The organism is Streptomyces sp. NPDC043738, from assembly GCF_056436545.1.
In genome coordinates this window covers 17029-33864 of sequence record NZ_JBWKCJ010000019.1, presented here as the reverse complement: position 1 = coordinate 33864, position 16836 = coordinate 17029, and the positions used below count along the sequence as shown (strand labels likewise).

Here is a 16836-nt window from a genome sequence, read left to right as displayed (position 1 = left end):
CAGGGTTCCCCCCTCCACCGCGGGATCCTCCACCACCTCCGCACCACGTGGTGATCCCCACCGATTTGTGACGACGGCAGAGCGGCCCCCTCCCCGACGGGCCCCGCTCCGTGTACACCTGGGCACTGTCCGCAGCCGGTCAGCGGCGGACGGTACCCGCCTGGCACCGTCCGCGGACGTTCACCGAAGCGCGCACTCCCGCACGCGGCGCCGTCCGCGGACGATCATCAAGGCGCGCTCTTCCGTGCCTTGCGGTACAGCACCGCACCGCCCAGCAACAGCCCCGCGGCGGCCGGCGCCGCGTAGCCCAGCGCCCCGGCACCGGTGTGCGCGAGCTGCTGCTCGGTGGAGTGCGGGGGCGTCACGGTCAGGCCGTGCGATCCCGCCTGCGGCCGCGCTCCCGGCCCCTGAGGGGTCTCCTGGCCGCCGTGGTGCGGCGCCTCGGGACGATGCCCGCTCCCCGGGTGCTCGGGCTTGCCCGGGTGCTCCGGGTGGTGCGAGTGGCCCGGCTTCTCCTGGCCCGGGTTCCCCGGATGGTGGGGCTTGCCGGGGTGGTGGGGCTTACCCGGGTGATGGGGCTTGCCGGGGTGGTGGGGCTTGCCCGGGTGGTGCGGCTTACCGGGGTGGTGCGGCCCCTGAGGCGACTCGTTGGCGCAGTCGTTGCCGAACGTGGGGTTCAGCACCCCGACGACATCGACGGAGTTGCCGCAGACGTTCACCGGCACGTCGACCGGCGCCTGCACATTGTTCCCCGACCCGACACCAGGCGAGTCGGACGCCTTGCCGTGGGCACTCGCCCCGCCGTGACCGTGGCCCCCACCGTGGTGGTGACCGTGCTCGCCCCCACCGCCGTTGGCGCAGTCGTTGCCGAACGTGGGGTTGAGCACCCCGACGACGTTGACGGTGTTGCCGCAGACGTTGACCGGTACGTCGACCGGCGCCTGGACGTTGTTGCCGGAGGCGACACCGGGCGAGTTGACCGCGCGGCCGCCGGCGCCCGCGTCCGCGTGCGCATAGCCGGCGGCCGCGGCGAGTACGCCGCCGGCCGCCGCCATGGTGATCAGGCCCTTTCTTGCGACCTGTCTCATATGTTCGTTCCCCTGCCTTGTGCCTTACAGGAATGGATGCGAGTAGCGATATCCATGGAGAGTTCCAGGAAAGGTCCACCCGCACTCCGAAATACCCAGAGGCTCCGGAACGCATGGCACGCATTCCGGAGCCGAGCCGAATCGGGCGCCTTCGGGTACAGGTGCGACACCAAAGCGACTCAGACGGTCACTTGTTGACGCAGTAGTTGCCGAAGGTGGGGTTCAGCAGCCCGATCACGGAGATCGTGTTGCCGCAGGCGTTCACCGGGACGTGCACCGGGACCTGGACGTTGTTCCCGGAAACGATGCCGGGGGAGTGCACGGCGGCACCCTGGGCACCCGCATGGGCGGAGGCCAGGCCCGCGCCGGCGAGCACCAGGCCGCCGGCGGCCGCCGCAGCAGCGACGATCTTCTTGATCATTGTTCCTCCTTGTAGGCAAGGCGATCCCAGCCGCGGATCGCATCCACCACAACGAGGAAAAGGCCGTTGAAGCTACGAACACATCTAGTCATTCACTCTTTTCAGCTAAGTCGACTCGAACATCGAACAACAGATAATCCGCGCCGCGTTCAGCCTCAACTCTGGTCGATGAAACGATCCAGCACCCGCACTCCGAACTTCAGTCCGTCCACCGGGACCCGCTCGTCGACCCCGTGGAACATTCCGGCGAAGTCCAGCTCCGGCGGCAGCTTCAGCGGCGCGAACCCGAATCCGCGAATCCCCAGACGGTCGAACGACTTGGCGTCCGTACCGGCGGAGAGCATGTAGGGCACGGCCCGCGCGATCGGGTCCTCGGCCTGCAGCGCCGACTGCATCGCGTCCACCAGGGCCCCGTCGAACGAGGTCTCCAGCGCCTTGTCCGCGTGCACGTCCTCGCGCTTGACCCGCGGCCCCAGGATCCGGTCCAGGTCGGCGAGGAACTCCTCCTCGAAACCGGGCAGGAAGCGCCCGTCGACGTGCGCCGTGGCCTGCCCCGGAATCACATTGACCTTGTACCCGGCGCCCAGCTGCGTCGGGTTCGCGGTGTTCCTGAGCGACGCGCCGATCAGCTTGGCGATGCCGCCGAGCTTGGCCAGGGTGTCGTCCATGTTCTCCGGGTCGAGTTCGGTGCCCAGCGCGTCCCCGAGCTGGTCGAGGAAGGCCCGCAGCGTCTTGGTCACCCGGACCGGGAACTCGTGGCGGCCCAACCGCCCGACGGCCTCGGACAGTTCGGTGATCGCGTTGTCCTTGTGGATCATCGAACCGTGCCCGGCCGACCCGTCCACGGTCAGCTTCATCCAGTGCATGCCCTTCTGGGCCGTCTCGATGAGGTACAGCCGCAGCTGCTCGTTGACCTTGAAGGAGAAGCCGCCGACCTCGCTGATCGCCTCCGTCACGCCCTCGAAGAGCTCCGGGTGGTTGTCGACGAGGTAGCGCGCGCCGTACGTGCCGCCCGCCTCCTCGTCGGCGAGGAACGCCAGCACGATGTCCCGCGGCGGCTTGCGTCCGCTGCGCAGCCGGTCACGGACGACGGCCAGCGTCATGGCGTCCATGTCCTTCATGTCGACCGCGCCGCGCCCCCAGACGCACCCGTCCGCGATCTCCCCCGAGAACGGGTGGTGGGTCCAGTCGTCGGCGTTGGCCGGCACCACGTCCGTGTGCCCGTGGATCATCAGCGCGGGCCGCGAGCGGTCCTCGCCCTCGATCCGGGCGACGGTCGAGGCACGGCCCTTGTGGGACTCGAAGATCTTCGGTTCCAGGCCGACCTCGGCGAGCTTCTCCGCGACGTACTCGGCGGCGGCCCGCTCACCGGGACCCGAGTGGTCGCCGTAATTGCTGGTGTCGATCCTGATCAGATCCCGGCACAGGTCGACCACCTCGTCCTCGCCGGTGACCGTACGAGCCGGCTGCGCCTCGCTCATGCCTGAACCTCGCTTCGCTCGGGCCCGCCTGCGCGGAGCGTGCACCTGTCCATGATTCGTTCGCGGAGCTCACTCACACTGCCTCCTGTTGGTAAGGGCCCCGCCGCACGCCCCGAGCAGGGCCCCGGCGGCGGGGGTCCTGGCCATCCTCCACCCGCCGCCCGCTTCACCCAAGGCAGTAATACGCCCGACATGCGCTGGTCACAGGCCCTGACCCGGCCAACTGCGCAGGTGATCGACCACCCCCGAAGGTTTGCTATTGTTTTCCACGTCGGAACGGCCCAGGCCGAAACGGCAGACACCTTGTCCGGGTGGCGGAATGGCAGACGCGCTAGCTTGAGGTGCTAGTGCCCTTTATCGGGCGTGGGGGTTCAAGTCCCCCCTCGGACACTCTTGACGATCAGCGCCCGCCATGGCTCCGGCCAGGCGGGCGTTGGTCGTTTTCGTGCCGGTGCGCCGTGACAGGGCACCACCCGAGCCGAGGTCCTCCCCGCCATGAGACGCAGATCCCCCCTTCCCCCGGCGCCGCTCCCCCAGCGGGACGGTGTCGATCCCGTGCGGGTGCGGCTGCCCGCCGATCCGGACGGAACGTGGCAGACCGTGCGGGATCACCTGGTGGACCGATTCCAGGGGGCGATCGGGGCCGGCCGGGTCACGGAGATGCTGGGGGCGGGGCGGTTCGTCGGGGTGGACGGGGCGCTGAGCGGGGAGGAGCCCTATCTGGCCGGGCGGTACGTGTGGTTCCACCGGGACTTCGCGCCGGAGGTGCCGGTGCCGTTCGAGGTGGGGATCGTCCATCGGGACGAGCGGATCGTGATCGCCGACAAGCCGCACTTCCTGGCCACGACGCCGCGCGGACGGCATGTCACCGACACCGCGCTGGCGCGGCTGCGGCGCGAGCTCCGGCTGCCCGCGCTGCAGCCCGCGCACCGGCTCGACCGGCTGACGGCGGGCCTGGCGCTGTTCGTCGTACGCGCCGAGGACCGGGGGGCGTACCAGGGACTGTTCAGCGGGCGGCGGGTGCGCAAGGAGTACGAGGCGGTGGCGCCGTACGACGGGGGCGTGGCGCTGCCGGTGACGGTGCGCAGCCGGATCGTCAAGGAGCGCGGGGTGCTGGCCGCCCGGGAGGTGGCCGGCGAGGCCAACGCGGTCAGCCGGGTCGAGCTGGTCGGGCGGCGGGGCGGGCTCGGGCGCTACCGGCTGCTGCCGCAGACCGGGCGCACTCACCAGCTGCGGGTGCACATGAACCGTCTCGGGCTGCCGATCCTCAACGATCCGCTCTTTCCGGGTTCCCCCGGCGGGTCCGCCGGGGGCGGGGACGCGGAGCCGGAGGACTTCGGTGCGCCGCTGCAACTGCTGGCGAGGGTGCTGGAGTTCAGGGATCCGGTGGACGGCCGGGAGCGGCGGTTCGAGAGCCGGCTGCGGCTGGCGGCGTGGGACGCGGGGCCGTTGACCCGATCCTGAGACCGGGGTGACGCACGCCACTTATGCTGACCGCTGAGGCCTGGGCTCAGGGGCGAGGGACGGCAGGCGGGGGCGGCGGTGCGGGTACGGATCGAGGTGGACCGCGACGGGGTCGCGGACGGCCGGGGCGAGGGTGGCGGTGAGGCGGTGCGGTCGCTGTACACCTGGCTGAGCGGTGATCCGGAGGTGGCCGGCGGGGCCGGTCTGTCGCTGGTGCGGCGCGCCGAGGAGCCGGGGCGCATGGGGCCGGTGCTGGAGGCCGTCCAGGCGGTGTTCGACAGCGGGGTGCAGCTGGCGTCGCTGGTGGTGGCGGTGGCCGGCTGGCGCAGTACGCGGCCGCGGGGCGACCGGGTGCACATCGAGCGAGCGGGGGTCAGGGTGACCGTCGACGGCGGTGACCCCGAGGCCGTCGCGCGGGTCCTGCGGGCGCTCGGCGAGGGCGCGGACCTCCGGGACGGGGGCGACGAGGGGCCCGGGGCGCCGGTGGACCCGCCCCGGCAGCGGGGTTAGCGTGCCGGAGCCGCAGCTGTCCGATCCGTCGCGTTCGCGCGCCGTGCTGATCGGTACGGACACCTATGAGCATCCGGAGCTGGGCGACCTCCCGGCGGTGCGCAACAACCTGGGGCGGTTGCGTGAGTTGCTCTGCGACACCGGAGCGTGGGGGCTGGCTCCGGAGCGGTGCGCCGTGCTGGCGCAGCCGTCCCGGAAGGCGATGCTGAACACGGTGTACGACGCGGCCGCCGAGGCCGCGGACACCGTGCTGCTGTACTACGCGGGCCACGGTCTGGTGCACCCGCAGTCCGGTGAGCTGCATCTGGCGCTGCCGGAGTCAGATCCGGACCGGCCGCACACGGCGGTGCGCTACGAGGAGCTGCGGTCGATCCTGCTCTCCCCCGCCGGCGGGCGCCCTTCGGCCCGGCGCAAGGTGGTCGTCCTGGACTGCTGCTGGAGCGGTCTGGCGCTGGGCGGGATGAGCTCCGGCGACCTCGCGCCGGCGACCGCGGTGCACGGCGCCTTCGTGCTGACCGCGACCGCGGCGACGCGCCAGGCGCTGGCCGTACCGGGCGAGACCTACACCGCCTTCACCGGTGAGCTGATCGACGTCATCGGTTCCGGGGTGGCGGACGGACCGGCGCTGCTGAGCATGACGGCGCTCTACGAGGAGGTGGCGCAGGCGCTCACCGCGAAGGGGCGGCCGCTGCCCCGGCAGACCCACAGCGATCACGCCGGGCGGATCTGCCTGTTCCGCAACCGCGCCGCGCGCGAACGCCGTGAGGGACCGGAGGGCGGGGCGGAGGGCGGGGCGGAGCGCACCGCGGCCGCGGACCGGCCCGTTGGTACCGCGGCCGTACCGCCCGCGGCGGAGCGGCGGCCCGGCGAGCGGCGGCCGTCGTTGCCGGAGCTGGTACCCGTGCCGCCGGACGGGCCGCCCGTGGTGCGGCTGGGGCGGTACCCCGTCACCCATGCGCAGTTCCGGGCCTTCCTGTGCGATCCGGCGAACGCGCGCTGGCGTCCGAAGGATGCGCGGGCGTCGGGGGAAGGCGTCGACGACGGCTATCTGCGGGGCTGGCACGGCCTGGAGTTCCCGGCCGGGCGCGGCGGCCATCCGGTCGTCGGGGTGAGCGCACACGCCGCCCGTGCGTATGCCGAGTGGGCGGGGCGGCGGCTCGGGACGGCGCTGCGGCTGCCGACGGCGCAGGAGTGGGAACTGGCGGCGCGGGCCGGGCGGGACGGCGAATGGTGGCGGGCGGAGATCGCCGCTGGGCGGGTCAACTTCCGTGGCAGCTTTGGGGAGTTGGCGCCGATCGGGGAATTCCCGCCGAATCCGTACACCATCGGCGACCTGCTCGGTAACGTCTGGGATATCTGCCTGGACGACGCGGGCTCACCGGTATTGCTCGGCGGCGCCTATGACACTCCCGCCACGCGGCTGCGGGAGCGGCTGTCGCCACGGTCACCGGCCGAGTGCCGGGGGAACGCGGGATTCCGGTGTGCCGGTGAGGTGTGACGACGAGGCGTGACGAGGAGGGGGTCCGATGCGGGGGGACGGCGTCGAGGAGGTGCTGCGGCGCCTGCCGCACACCTGGACGGCCGACGAGGCCGAGCAGGTCAAGCAGCGGTTCCAAGAGAGCCGGCCGGCCGTGCCGAAGCACCTGGTGAGCAGGGTGTGGCAGTACTGGCTCCAGCAGTGCCCGGACGAGCCGCTGTTCGGCGACACCGAGGACGATCTGGCGCTGGTGCTGCATGCGCGGGCGTTGGGGCTGCGGGTTCCGGGAGGGGAGATCGGGGCCGACGACGGCGCGGTGGCGCGCTGCGCCCGGCGGGCCCGGGAGTCCGCCGAATGCGGGCCCTTGCTCCCCGCGCCGCCGCCCTGGGGGCCGAAGGCGGCGCTCGCGCCGCAGGTGCGGGCGGCGCTCGCTTCGTCGCTGCTGCGGGCGTGGGTGGCGGGGGACGAGCAGGGCCCCGTCGAGGTACTGGTGGTCGGCGAGGGCGTTCCGGAGATCCGGCAGCAGGTGGTGCAGGCGGCACTGACGACCTGTCTGCGGGTCAACGGCCTGAGCGACCCGGAGAGCGGGGACTTCGTCGGCGACCACCTCGGCGTCGGGCTGATCCGGGTGACGGCCGGGCTGTCCGGCACCCAGCCCTCGCTCGACCTGCCGTCGGTCTTCCGCGCACGGTCGGTGACGGTGGCGGACGGCTCGTCCTCGACGGCCCGCGGCGCGCTGCGCGACTTCGTCGGCCTGCTGCGGTCGCTGGCGCACGAGACGAGCCTGGTGGAGGTCGCCGACATCGCGTACGGGCAGCTGGTGGCGTACGCCCAGGGGATGCGGGCGCTCGCCGACCGGGCGGCGGCCGAGACCGACCGGGCGCTGCTGCGCCCGCCCCGGGAGGCGGAGGCGGACGGCCCGCGCGCCACCGGTCTGGTGTCCCTGCAGCCGTATCTGCGGACCACGAGGGGGCACGGCGCCACCGTGGGGCTGGAGTTCAGTCCGGACCTGTTCACCACGGACGCGTACCTCGGCGTCGAGCAGGCCCATCAGCGGGTGCTGTCCCAGCGGCTGACCATGGACGCGCGGCTGCGCCTGGACCAGCTGGAGGCCGAGATCAAGCAGCTGACGGCCGATCTGGAGGCGTTCGACGGGGCGACCCCGGAGGAGCGGCGGGCGCTGTGGCCGGCGACGGTGCTGCTGGTGGAGCGGTTCGACGAGCCGACCGGCCGGACCATCCGGCTCACCGAGCCCGAGGAGCGGGAGACCGAGCAGTACTACCAGGTCAATGTGCCGCAGCTGATCACGATGCGGGAGAAGTGGGCCCGGCGGATGGGCGAGCTGGTGGAGCAGCTGGAGACGGCGGTGCACCGGCCCAACGCGCCGGCGCGCCAGGTGGCCGCCGGGCGGTTCCTCGACGCCGCCCTGCGGGGCGCGGCGCCCGACGAGAGTCCCGCCACCGAACGGGCCTTCCTGGCCTGGCGCAAGGACGTCGCGCCGATGCTGTGGTTCGAGTGGCGCTGCGCGCTGCGGGGGCAGGGCATCGCGCCGTCGGACGTGTTCACCCCGCACACGGTGCTGATCAGCCGCTATCTGCCGCCGGCCGGCGAGGACCCGGCGCTGCTGTTCGTCCATCCGTACACGCTGGTGGACACCGCCCGCTCCGCGGTGCTCGCCGACGCCGGGCGCGCCGTGACGGTGGTGCGCGACGCCACCGACCACGCCGGGCCCGCGCCGTCCGACACCGCCGGCCCCACCGCGCAGGCCCTCTGGGACGAGCTGGCCCGACTGGCCGAGAAGCCCGACGCCGAGGAGGAGTTCGGCCGCCGCTTCCTCGAGGCGCTGCGGGCGCAGCCGTACGGCGTGGCCCGCCGGATGGTCGAGGCGCTGCAGCCGGCCGGGCCGGGCTCGGCCGAGGCGGACGAGATCGAGACGGCGCTGCGGGCCGCGGAGCGGCACACCTCAATCGGTGAGGGGATGGACCGGGCGCTGCTGGCGATGCGTAACGAGGCCTTCCTCACCGCCCGCGAGTGCCTGGACGACGTCCGCGGCGAGCCGCGCTGGCAGGCGCGGGCCTGGTTGCTGCGGGCGATCGTGGAGTGCCGCGCCGCCCGGCTGGAGGCCCGGGAGATCCCGGGACTGCTCGGCCATCAGATGCCCGGTCTGCCCGACACGGCGCTGCGGGCGCTGGACGAAGCGGGCACCGCCGACGCGGAGTTCACCCTGGCCTGGCTGGAGGCGCTGCCGGAGGCCGGTCTGGACAAGGGCATCCGGCGGCTGTTCCAGGGGCTGCCGCGGGCGCGGGCCAGCTGCAAGGGGGATCCGCTGAACAAGGTGAGCGCCGAGCGGGAGTACGCGGTGTGGCTCTTTCGGCGGGCGGTGGAGAACGCCCGGCTGGCCCGGCAGTTGGACGAGGCCGGCGAGGAGCTCGCCGAGCACCAGGAGGCGGTGGACGCGGCGCTGGCCAAGCTGGGCCGGGCGCTGGAGGAGATTCTCGTGGGGCCGTACGTCGGGGGCTCGCGGGGTGCGGCCGAGGAGCTGTTCGAGGTCCTCTCCGGGCAGGAACCGCCGCGCTACGGCCGGGTCGCGGGGAGATGAGCGATGGACAACGAGCTGTACGTCGTTTGGATGGTGCGGACGTCGGAGCGTGCGACGGCGGCCGTGGAGGAGGCGCTGGGCAACTTCGCCGCGCATGACCTGCTGCACCGGATCGGGCGGCTGCGCGAGGCGGAGAGCCGGCTGGCGGAGCTGGCCGCGCGGATCCACGCCGCGTTCACCCCGCCGGAGCTGCCGGCCACGTTCACCGGGCGGCATCTGCATCTGCTGGTCGGGCCGACCGCTCAGCCGCTGCTCGCGGAGGTCCTGCAGTGTCCGGAGCCCGATGTCTTCGCGACGCTCTTCGACTCCCACCAGCTGGCCGGGGCGCTGCGTGAGGCGGGGCACCGGCAGGACGGCATCGACGACGCCGAGTTGCTGCTGCTGGCGCTGCTGGCCCGGCTGCCCCGGCTCGCCGCCCGGCACGGGCTGGAGTCGCGCGACTGGGGCGGCTTCGTCGAGAGCCGGGCCTGGCTGACCCCCTACGCGCTGGACCGGCTCACCGAACTGGCCCGGCGGCGCGACTGGTCCGCCGACGCCGGCCCCACCCAGATCCTCGCCGGCGTGCTGGAGGGCGTCGGCGGGCGGCAGGACGCGGACCGGGCGGCGCGGTTCGACGCGCTGGCGCTGATCGAGCTGCGCCGGCGGATCGGCCTGCTCGGCGAGCGCTTGCGCGGTGACGCGCTGGAGCACGCGGAGGAGGCCGCGCGGCTGGCGCCGGACCTCACCAGTGTGCGCCGGCTGCCCGCGTGGCTGGAGCTGTACGAGCACCAGGCGGTGGCCGTGGGCATGCGGCGGCTGTTCGCCGGTTCGGTGACGGTCGGCGAGCAGCTCAGGGGACTGCACAGCCAGCCGCCCCCGGAGACCGGTAAACCGAAGCCGGGGGCGAGTCTGCAGGTGGTCAACGAGGTCCGCTACGGCTTCCTGAAGCGGCGGATGTCGTTCGACATCGCCTGTGAGGTGGAGGGGCAGACGCACCCCCTGCTCGTACTGCGCTGCCGCGGCGTGCTGCCCGACCACTACCGCGCCATCCGCGACACCATCCACCAGCTGCGCGGCAGCGACCTCGCCCCGCAGGGCCAGAGCCTGGGCGAGCGGCTGCTCAACACCTCGGTGCCGCAGCGGGTGGGGCTGCCCGGCCGGCTGCGCTCGGCCCTGCACCGCCACAGCACCGAGGCGGTCCAGTGCGTGGTCCTCACCGGCATCCGCCAGCCGGTCGCGGTGCCGGCGCCCTGGCGCGATCACCTGGGGACGGCGCTGCCGTACGGGTCGCCGCCGGGCGGGGACAGCGTGTTCCCCGCGGTGGCGGAGGTGACCCGCGCGCTGCGGGAGAGCGTTCCCGCGTCGCGGCCGGTCGTGGAGGTGGAGTGAGGTGCGGCCGCGGCCTCGGTCGCCGGCCGACCACGCTTCGCACATGAGGAGTTGAGCAGCACGGATGCGCACGTTCCGATCTCTTTGGGAGGGCCGGTGCCCACGACGAGCAACCCCGCGATCCGCAATCTGCTGACGCTGGACGGTGCGGTCGCGCCGGCCGGCACGGGCCGCTCCGGCGGCGGTGCGCCCTCGGCCGCCCCGGACCGTCCGATCACGCTCGACGACATCGTCGTCAAGACCCTGACGGTCCTGGCCGTCCTGACGGTGAGCGCCGTCCTCACGGTCGTCTTCGAACTCGGGTTCCTGGCCCTGCCGGCCCTGTTGGCGGGGCTGGGCATCGGCATCTATCTGGGCGTCCGGCCCCGGCCCAGCGCCGGGCTGGCGCTGCTGTTCGCGGCCGTGCAGGGGATCGTGCTCGGCGAGGCCACCCGGTTCTTCGACGGTCTGCACCCGGGCGTGGGGACGCAGGCCGTCCTCGGCACCGGCTGCCTCTTCGCCGGCACGCTGGCGGCGTACGCCACCCGTGCGGTGCGGGTCGGTGCGAAGGTGACGCGCTGGGCGGTCGGTCTGGCGATCGGGCTGCTGGTGCTGTTCCTGGCGGACCTGGTGGCGTCGGAGGCGTTCGGTGCGGATCTCGGGCTGCGGGACGGCGGAGTGGTGGCGGTCCTCGTCAGTGTGGTGGCGATCGCCGCGGCGTCCTTCTTCTTCCTGGTGGAGTTCGAGGCCGCCAACCGCTTTCTGCAGTCCGGCGCGTCGCACCGGTGGGCCTGGTACGTGGCCTTCGGCCTCGCGATGACGCTGGTCTGGCTCTATCTGGAGCTGCTGCGGCTGCTGTCGTACCTGCGGTGGTGGTGAGGCCGGGCAGCCGGTCGAAGGGGGGCGGCGCTCCCCGGAATTGCGATGCGGGCGGAACCCGGGCGTGCGTAGGGTGCGCGGGTCGCTGGAGTGTGAGAAAGGGCCGGGCGGATGCTGATCTTCGATGCCGATGACACGCTGTGGGAGAACAACGTGATCTACGAGCGGGTCATCGACGAGTTCCTGGACTGGATGGTGCATCCCGAGCTCGACCGCGCGGGGGTGCGGACCCTCCTCGACGGGATCGAGGCGGTGAACGCGCCGACCCTCGGATACGGCAGCAAGGTGTTCCTGCACAGCCTCGGGGAGTGTGTGCAGCGGCTGCGGGGCCGGGTCGCCACCGCCGAGGAGTCGGCCCGGATCGCCGGGTGGGCGGCGGCCTTCGCCGGCGACCGGGTGGAGTTGATCGCCGGAGTGGCCGAGACGCTCGCCGAGTTGTCCCGGCGGCACGAGTTGCTGCTGCTGACCAAGGGCGACACCGAGGAGCAGGAGCGGAAGGTGGCGGCGTCCGGGCTGACCCGGCACTTCCGGGGTGTGCACATCGTGGCGGAGAAGAACGTCGCCACCTACGAGGAGCTGACCCGTGCCTACGGCCTGGTCCCGGCCTCGACCTGGATGATCGGCAACTCCCCCAAGTCGGACATCCTGCCGGCCCGTTCCGCCGGCCTCAACGCGGTGTTCATCCCGAACGACCACACCTGGGTCCTGGAGCACGGCGCCCTCGACCCCGAGGACGAGAAGGTGCTGCAGCTCTCGGCGTTCGCCGAGTTGCTGCAGCACTTCTGACCAGCCTCGTCTACAGCGGTTCGCCGTCGGCCAGTTCACCGCCTTCGACGGCGAGCCAGCGGGTGATGCCGATGTCCCGCAGGAACGGCAGGTCGTGGCTGACGACCAGGAGCGCGCCCTCGTAGGACTCCAGTGCCGTGACGAGCCGGCGGACCGAGGCCATGTCGAGGTTGTTCGTCGGCTCGTCGAGCATCAGCAGCTGCGGGGCCGGCTCGGCCAGCATCAGGGCCGCGAGCGAGGCGCGGAAGCGTTCGCCGCCGGAGAGCGTGCCGGCCGTCTGGTCGGCGCGGGCGCCCTTGAACAGGAAGCGGGCGAGCCGGGCGCGGATGCGGTTGTTGGTGGCGTCCGGGGCGAAGCGGGCGACGTTCTCGGCGACGGTCAGGGTGTCGTCCAGGACCTCCAGGCGCTGCGGGAGGAAGCGGTAGGGGACATGGACCTGCGCCGTTCCGTCCTCCGGCGGGATCTCACCCGCGATGGTGCGCAGCAGGGTGGTCTTGCCGGAGCCGTTGCGGCCGGTGAGCGCGATCCGCTCGGGGCCGCGCACCTCCACGTCGGCGCGGGCGCCGTAGCGGGTCCGCAGGGCTTGCAGGGTCAGGACGGTGCGGCCCGGCGGCACGGCGGTGTGCGGCAGGTCGATGCGGATCTCGTCGTCGTCGCGGACGGCCTCGGCGGCCTCGTCGAGGCGCTCCCTGGCCTCCTTGAGGCGTTCGGTGTGCATGATGCGGTGCTTGCCGGCGGATACCTGGGCCTCTCTCTTGCGCTCGTTCATGACGATCTTCGGTTCGCGCTTGTTGGCGTTCATCTTGTTGCCGTAGCGGACCCGGCGGGCCAACTTGACGTGGGCGTCGGCCAGTTCGCGCTTCTGGCGCTGCACGTCGGCCTCGGCGACCCGCACCATGCGCTCGGCCGCCTCCTGCTCGACGGCCAGGGCGTCCTCGTACGCGCCGAAGTTGCCGCCGTACCAGTGGATCTCGCCGCCGCGGAGGTCGGCGATCCGGTCGACGAGCTGGAGGAGTTCACGGTCGTGGCTGACCACCACCAGCACCCCGGACCAGCCGGCGACCGCGTCGTAGAGCCGCTGCCGGGCCGCCCGGTCGAGGTTGTTGGTGGGCTCGTCGAGCAGCAGGACGTCCGGGCGGCGCAGCAGCAGGGCGGCCAGCCGCAGCAGGACGGACTCGCCGCCGGAGACCTCGCCGATGGTGCGGTCGAGGTCGATGCCGGGCAGCCCGAGCTGGTCGAGGGTGGCCCGGGCACGCTCCTCGACGTCCCAGTCGTCGCCGACGGCGGTGAAGTGCTCCTCGCTCGCGTCGCCGTTCTCGATGGCGTGCAGGGCGGCGCGGGCCGCGGCGATGCCGAGGGCCTGGTCGACGCGGAGGTGGGTGTCGAGCGGGGCGTTCTGGGGGAGGTAGCCGACCTCGCCGGCCACCTTGACGCTGCCCGCGGTCGGGGTCAGTTCGCCCGCGATCAGCTTCAACAGGGTCGACTTTCCCGATCCGTTGAGGCCGATCAGGCCCGTACGGCCGGGGCCCACGGCGAGTTGGAAGTCCGAAAGGACGGGGCTGCCGTCGGGCCAGGCGAAGCCGAGGCCGGTGCAGACGATGGAGGTGGGGGCCGCGAAGGACGCGGAGGTGGGCGACTTTGACATACAGGTCTCCGGAGGCGCGAGGTGCGTGAGCGGGGGGACTGCGCGGGGAGACACCGCGGGAACGCCGAGATGCGCCGGGGTACGCCGTAGGGCACTCCGAGGTCACGGACAGGGCCGCGCGATGCGGGGCATACGCGGGCGCGGTGTCTGTAGGACCTCAGACGAGCAACGGCCTTCTCCAATCGGCGGCAATGGGACCGACAACGACGGTACGGGGGGCGCCACCAAAAAGCAAACGCTATTTTCGTTGCGTTAGATGGAGGGGTGGCACGCCGGCGACGGAGGCGGCCGGCGGCCTCCTGCTCTCCGAAGGTGGCGCCCCCGGGGACTACTCCCCCGCCTCGTGGCGCGGGCGCAGCCGCACCCGGGCCGGGCCGGTGGCCTGGAGGGTGATGCCGGCGGCCACCGGCACCTCCTGGTCCACGGCCTCGAGTTCATAGGCGCGCAGCAGCGTCGCCAGTGCCAGCACCGACTCCAGCATCGAGAAGTGCTGCCCGATGCAGGCGCGCGGGCCGCCGCCGAAGGGGAACCACGCGTAGCGGTGGCGTGCGGCCTCCCGCTCGGGCGCGAAGCGGCGCGGGTCGAAGCGCTCCGGGTCCTCCCACAGCGCCGGGTCGCGGTGGGTGACCCAGGGGGACACGACCACATCGGCACCGGCCGGAATGCGGTATCCGCCGATCTCGGTGGCGGCCACGGCCCGGCGGCTGACGACCGGCGCCGCCGGGTACAGCCGCATGGACTCCTTGAGCGCCTGCGTCAGATACGGCAGCCGGTCCAGGTCCGCGGCCGTGGGGGCGCGGTCTCCCAGGACCCGGTCGATCTCCTCGCGGACCTTCGTCTGCTCCTCGGGGTGCCGGGCGAGCAGGTGCAGGGTGAAGGCCAGCGAGGTCGCGGTGGTCTCGTGCCCGGCCAGCAGGAAGATCAGGACCTGTTCGCGGACCTCGGTGGCGTCCAGGGAGCCGTCCTCGTCGTTGCCGGCCGCGATCAGGAGCGAGAGCAGATCGGAGCCCCGTCCCTCGTCGTCCGCGCCGTCCGCCGTCCCCGACGCCGCCCGGCGGTCCGCGACGATCCGGTCGCACAGGGCGTTGAGCTCGTCGGTCGCGGCCCGCGCCCGGAGATTGCCGGGGGTGGGCCAGCCGCGCGGGATCTTCACCGGTACGTAAGCGCGTTGTACGACATAGGCGTTGATGACCGGGGAGCACCGGTGGATGGCCTCCACGGCCTCTTCGGTGTCCAGGCCGAACAGGATCCGGGTGACGGTGCGCAGCGCGAGCCGGTTCATCTCGGGGACCAGGTCGACGGTGCCGGTCGGCGCGGTCCGCCAGCGGCCGACGACGGCATCGGCCTCGGTCGTCACGGCCGAGGCATAGCCGTCGACCCGGCGCTTGGTGAACAGCGGCTGCACCAGCCGCCGCTGACGGAGGTAGTCGTCGTCCTGGCTGGTGAGCAGGCCGTTGCCGAAGGACTGCCGGACCTCCTCGTACAGCGGGTGGTCCTTGCGGAAGCCGGCGGCCTGGGAGGCCAGGATCTGCTGGACGCCCTCGGGCGCGAAGACGGCGTGGAACACACTGCGCAGACCGGGCGGACCGGCCTCCAGACGCACCACGTCGCCGTGTGCGCGCCGGGCGTCGAGGAACGTGCCGAGGGAGTCGCGCCGCAGGTCGAGCATCGAGCCGAGGAGGGGCAGCCCGGCCGGGCCGGGTACCTCGGTCCGCGGTAACGAACCGGGCTGGGGGTGGGAGTCGGTGAGGGACATGCTGGGATCTCTATCCCGGTTGTGTGCCCGCTAAATCCCGGCGACGCGTACACCAGTTCCCGATCCCGGCGCCGCGCTCCCCCGCCGGCCTCCTCCGGGGGAGGGGGCAAGGAGAGTCCGAAGGTCCACGTAGCATGAGCCGGATGATCAACAAGCGTGCCGGCCGAGCGGCCACCGCAGCCCCGTGCCGGGTCACCGTCTGCCGCGGCTGCTGCTGCGGCGACGCGGCGAAGATTCCGGGCGTCGACCATGCCGGTCAGATCCCCCGGCTCCGGGCGGCGCTGGACGGTGCGGCACCGGTGCGGGCCTCGGAGTGCCTGGACGTCTGCGACCAGGCGAACGTCGTCGTGGTCCAGCCGTCGGCCGCGGGCCGGGCGGCCGGCGGTCGCCCGGTCTGGCTGGGACTGGTCAACGACGACGACGCGCTGGCCGACATCGCCGCCTGGATACGCGCCGGCGGCCCGGGCCTCGCCGAGCCGCCGGGAGTGCTCGACCTGTACACGATCACGGTGTCACGGCGGGTACGGGAGGGGCTGGAGGGTTAGGGCCTGTGGTCAGGGCGACCGCTCACAGCCCAGGCTCGGGCGGTGAGCGCGATGGAACCGTCCGGCCTCCTGGGAACAGCCGCACTGAACACGTCACGTACTCGGTCCCGGTCGGCCGGGGCAAGAGTGGCCACGTATCCGGGTGCGGGGCCCTGCCCCTCCAGGAAGGGCTCCCACAGATCGGCGAAGTCGGCGAAGACGGTGGGCACCTCGATCGGGGCGGTGGACACCTCGACGAGTCCGGCGTCAGCCCACACCTTCCCCAGCCGGTCCGGACGGCATACGGGGAACCGACGCCCCTCGTCCAGCGCAGCCGCGGACGGGTCCACCTCGATGACGGCGTCCCAGAATCGGCGCAGGAAGCCCATGCCTTCGGCGTAGTCCCACACGTACGCGGCAACCAGGCCGCCCGGCCGTACCGCTCGGGCCATCTCGGCCACTGCCGCGGTGGGCTCGGGAAGGAAGTTCAGGGTCAGACCGCTGACGGCGACGTCCCACGCCTCATCGCGTACCGGAAGCGCCCTCGCGTCCGCCACGACGAAGTGCGTCGAGACCGGAGCCGCGCCCCGGGCTGAGCCCACGAACCCCTCGGACCGGTCGATTCCCATCACCGTTCGGGGCCGGCACCGGGCGGTCACCGCCGCCGACAGCGCACCGGTGCCACACCCCACGTCCAGCCACCGCAGATGGTCGGCACAGTCGAGCCACGCCGCGAACTCCTCCGCCGCGAGACGGCTCCACCGCCCCATGTACCGCTCGTAGGCGGGCCCGGCCGCCCACACGTCGAGTCGTTGATCTCTCATGCCCCTACTGATCCCCGGATCAGTGCCTCATGAGA

At 72.7% G+C, this 16836-nt stretch carries 14 protein-coding genes and 1 tRNA gene; 9 read left to right on the top strand and 6 right to left on the bottom strand.

Going from position 1 to position 16836, the window contains the following annotated elements; genetic code table 11:
* Nucleotides 1-227: 227 nt before the first annotated feature.
* The 3 genes from AC0680_RS23830 to AC0680_RS23820 all read right to left on the bottom strand — a co-directional run bounded on the left by AC0680_RS23830 (nt 228) and on the right by AC0680_RS23820 (nt 2990).
* Entirely contained in the window at nt 228-1088 is an 861-nt protein-coding gene (locus AC0680_RS23830) for a chaplin (RefSeq protein WP_478632102.1), read from the bottom strand.
* Between the two features lie 187 nt (nt 1089-1275).
* Nucleotides 1276-1509 carry a chaplin gene (locus AC0680_RS23825; protein ID WP_478632101.1) on the bottom strand — a complete coding sequence of 78 codons (234 nt, stop codon included), beginning with the start codon at nt 1507-1509 and terminating at the stop codon, nt 1276-1278.
* 155 nt (nt 1510-1664) lie between these two features.
* Nucleotides 1665-2990, bottom strand: a complete 1326-nt coding sequence (locus tag AC0680_RS23820) for a M20/M25/M40 family metallo-hydrolase (protein WP_478632098.1) — start codon at nt 2988-2990, stop codon at nt 1665-1667.
* Nucleotides 2991-3295: 305 nt separating this feature from the next.
* Here AC0680_RS23820 and AC0680_RS23815 point away from each other — a divergent pair.
* The 8 genes from AC0680_RS23815 to AC0680_RS23780 all read left to right on the top strand — a co-directional run bounded on the left by AC0680_RS23815 (nt 3296) and on the right by AC0680_RS23780 (nt 12052).
* Nucleotides 3296-3380, top strand: a tRNA-Leu gene (locus tag AC0680_RS23815).
* 105 nt (nt 3381-3485) lie between these two features.
* Nucleotides 3486-4454: a pseudouridine synthase gene (locus AC0680_RS23810; RefSeq protein WP_478632097.1), complete on the top strand. Its 969-nt coding sequence runs from the start codon at nt 3486-3488 to the stop codon at nt 4452-4454.
* Nucleotides 4455-4532: 78 nt separating this feature from the next.
* The gene (locus AC0680_RS23805) at nt 4533-4964 is read left to right on the top strand and encodes an effector-associated constant component EACC1 (protein ID WP_478632094.1); all 432 of its coding nucleotides are present in this window, start codon (nt 4533-4535) and stop codon (nt 4962-4964) included.
* 1 nt (nt 4965) lies between these two features.
* Complete coding sequence (locus AC0680_RS23800; RefSeq protein ID WP_478632091.1) at nt 4966-6462, top strand: caspase, EACC1-associated type; 1497 nt, start codon at nt 4966-4968, stop codon at nt 6460-6462.
* Nucleotides 6463-6490: 28 nt separating this feature from the next.
* Nucleotides 6491-9040 (top strand): hypothetical protein, encoded by a 2550-nt coding sequence (locus AC0680_RS23795; protein WP_478632090.1) that lies wholly within the window; start codon nt 6491-6493, stop codon nt 9038-9040.
* Nucleotides 9041-9043: 3 nt separating this feature from the next.
* A complete protein-coding gene (locus tag AC0680_RS23790) occupies nt 9044-10408 on the top strand; it encodes a hypothetical protein (protein ID WP_478632088.1) in 1365 nt (454 codons plus the stop codon).
* Nucleotides 10409-10504: 96 nt separating this feature from the next.
* Nucleotides 10505-11266: a Bax inhibitor-1/YccA family membrane protein gene (locus tag AC0680_RS23785; protein WP_478632086.1), complete on the top strand. Its 762-nt coding sequence runs from the start codon at nt 10505-10507 to the stop codon at nt 11264-11266.
* Between the two features lie 111 nt (nt 11267-11377).
* Nucleotides 11378-12052 carry an HAD family hydrolase gene (locus AC0680_RS23780; RefSeq protein WP_478632084.1) on the top strand — a complete coding sequence of 225 codons (675 nt, stop codon included), beginning with the start codon at nt 11378-11380 and terminating at the stop codon, nt 12050-12052.
* A gap of 10 nt (nt 12053-12062) precedes the next feature.
* Here AC0680_RS23780 and AC0680_RS23775 read toward each other — a convergent pair whose 3' ends face one another.
* Nucleotides 12063-13697 carry an ABC-F family ATP-binding cassette domain-containing protein gene (locus tag AC0680_RS23775; protein ID WP_478632081.1) on the bottom strand — a complete coding sequence of 545 codons (1635 nt, stop codon included), beginning with the start codon at nt 13695-13697 and terminating at the stop codon, nt 12063-12065.
* 328 nt (nt 13698-14025) lie between these two features.
* Nucleotides 14026-15453: a cytochrome P450 gene (locus AC0680_RS23770; RefSeq protein ID WP_478632079.1), complete on the bottom strand. Its 1428-nt coding sequence runs from the start codon at nt 15451-15453 to the stop codon at nt 14026-14028.
* Nucleotides 15454-15596: 143 nt separating this feature from the next.
* Here AC0680_RS23770 and AC0680_RS23765 point away from each other — a divergent pair, with 143 nt between their 5' ends.
* Nucleotides 15597-15998 (top strand): (2Fe-2S) ferredoxin domain-containing protein, encoded by a 402-nt coding sequence (locus AC0680_RS23765; RefSeq protein ID WP_384438879.1) that lies wholly within the window; start codon nt 15597-15599, stop codon nt 15996-15998.
* Here the strand turns inward: AC0680_RS23765 and AC0680_RS23760 are convergent.
* Nucleotides 15995-16801 (bottom strand): class I SAM-dependent methyltransferase, encoded by an 807-nt coding sequence (locus AC0680_RS23760; RefSeq protein ID WP_478632074.1) that lies wholly within the window; start codon nt 16799-16801, stop codon nt 15995-15997. The two genes, AC0680_RS23765 and AC0680_RS23760, sit on opposite strands and share 4 nt — an antisense overlap.
* Nucleotides 16802-16836 lie beyond the last annotated feature (35 nt).

Excerpts from the sequence above, each read along its gene's own strand:
- AC0680_RS23820 (WP_478632098.1), bottom strand. The coding sequence starts at position 2,990 with ATGAGCGAGGCGCAGCCGGCTCGTACGGTCACCGGCGAGGACGAGGTG.
- AC0680_RS23765 (WP_384438879.1), top strand. The coding sequence starts at position 15,597 with ATGATCAACAAGCGTGCCGGCCGAGCGGCCACCGCAGCCCCGTGCCGG.
- AC0680_RS23780 (WP_478632084.1), top strand. The coding sequence starts at position 11,378 with ATGCTGATCTTCGATGCCGATGACACGCTGTGGGAGAACAACGTGATC.
- AC0680_RS23770 (WP_478632079.1), bottom strand. The coding sequence starts at position 15,453 with ATGTCCCTCACCGACTCCCACCCCCAGCCCGGTTCGTTACCGCGGACC.
- AC0680_RS23830 (WP_478632102.1), bottom strand. The coding sequence starts at position 1,088 with ATGAGACAGGTCGCAAGAAAGGGCCTGATCACCATGGCGGCGGCCGGC.
- AC0680_RS23825 (WP_478632101.1), bottom strand. The coding sequence starts at position 1,509 with ATGATCAAGAAGATCGTCGCTGCTGCGGCGGCCGCCGGCGGCCTGGTG.
- AC0680_RS23790 (WP_478632088.1), top strand. The coding sequence starts at position 9,044 with ATGGACAACGAGCTGTACGTCGTTTGGATGGTGCGGACGTCGGAGCGT.
- AC0680_RS23775 (WP_478632081.1), bottom strand. The coding sequence starts at position 13,697 with ATGTCAAAGTCGCCCACCTCCGCGTCCTTCGCGGCCCCCACCTCCATC.
- AC0680_RS23810 (WP_478632097.1), top strand. The coding sequence starts at position 3,486 with ATGAGACGCAGATCCCCCCTTCCCCCGGCGCCGCTCCCCCAGCGGGAC.
- AC0680_RS23760 (WP_478632074.1), bottom strand. The coding sequence starts at position 16,801 with ATGAGAGATCAACGACTCGACGTGTGGGCGGCCGGGCCCGCCTACGAG.
- AC0680_RS23795 (WP_478632090.1), top strand. The coding sequence starts at position 6,491 with ATGCGGGGGGACGGCGTCGAGGAGGTGCTGCGGCGCCTGCCGCACACC.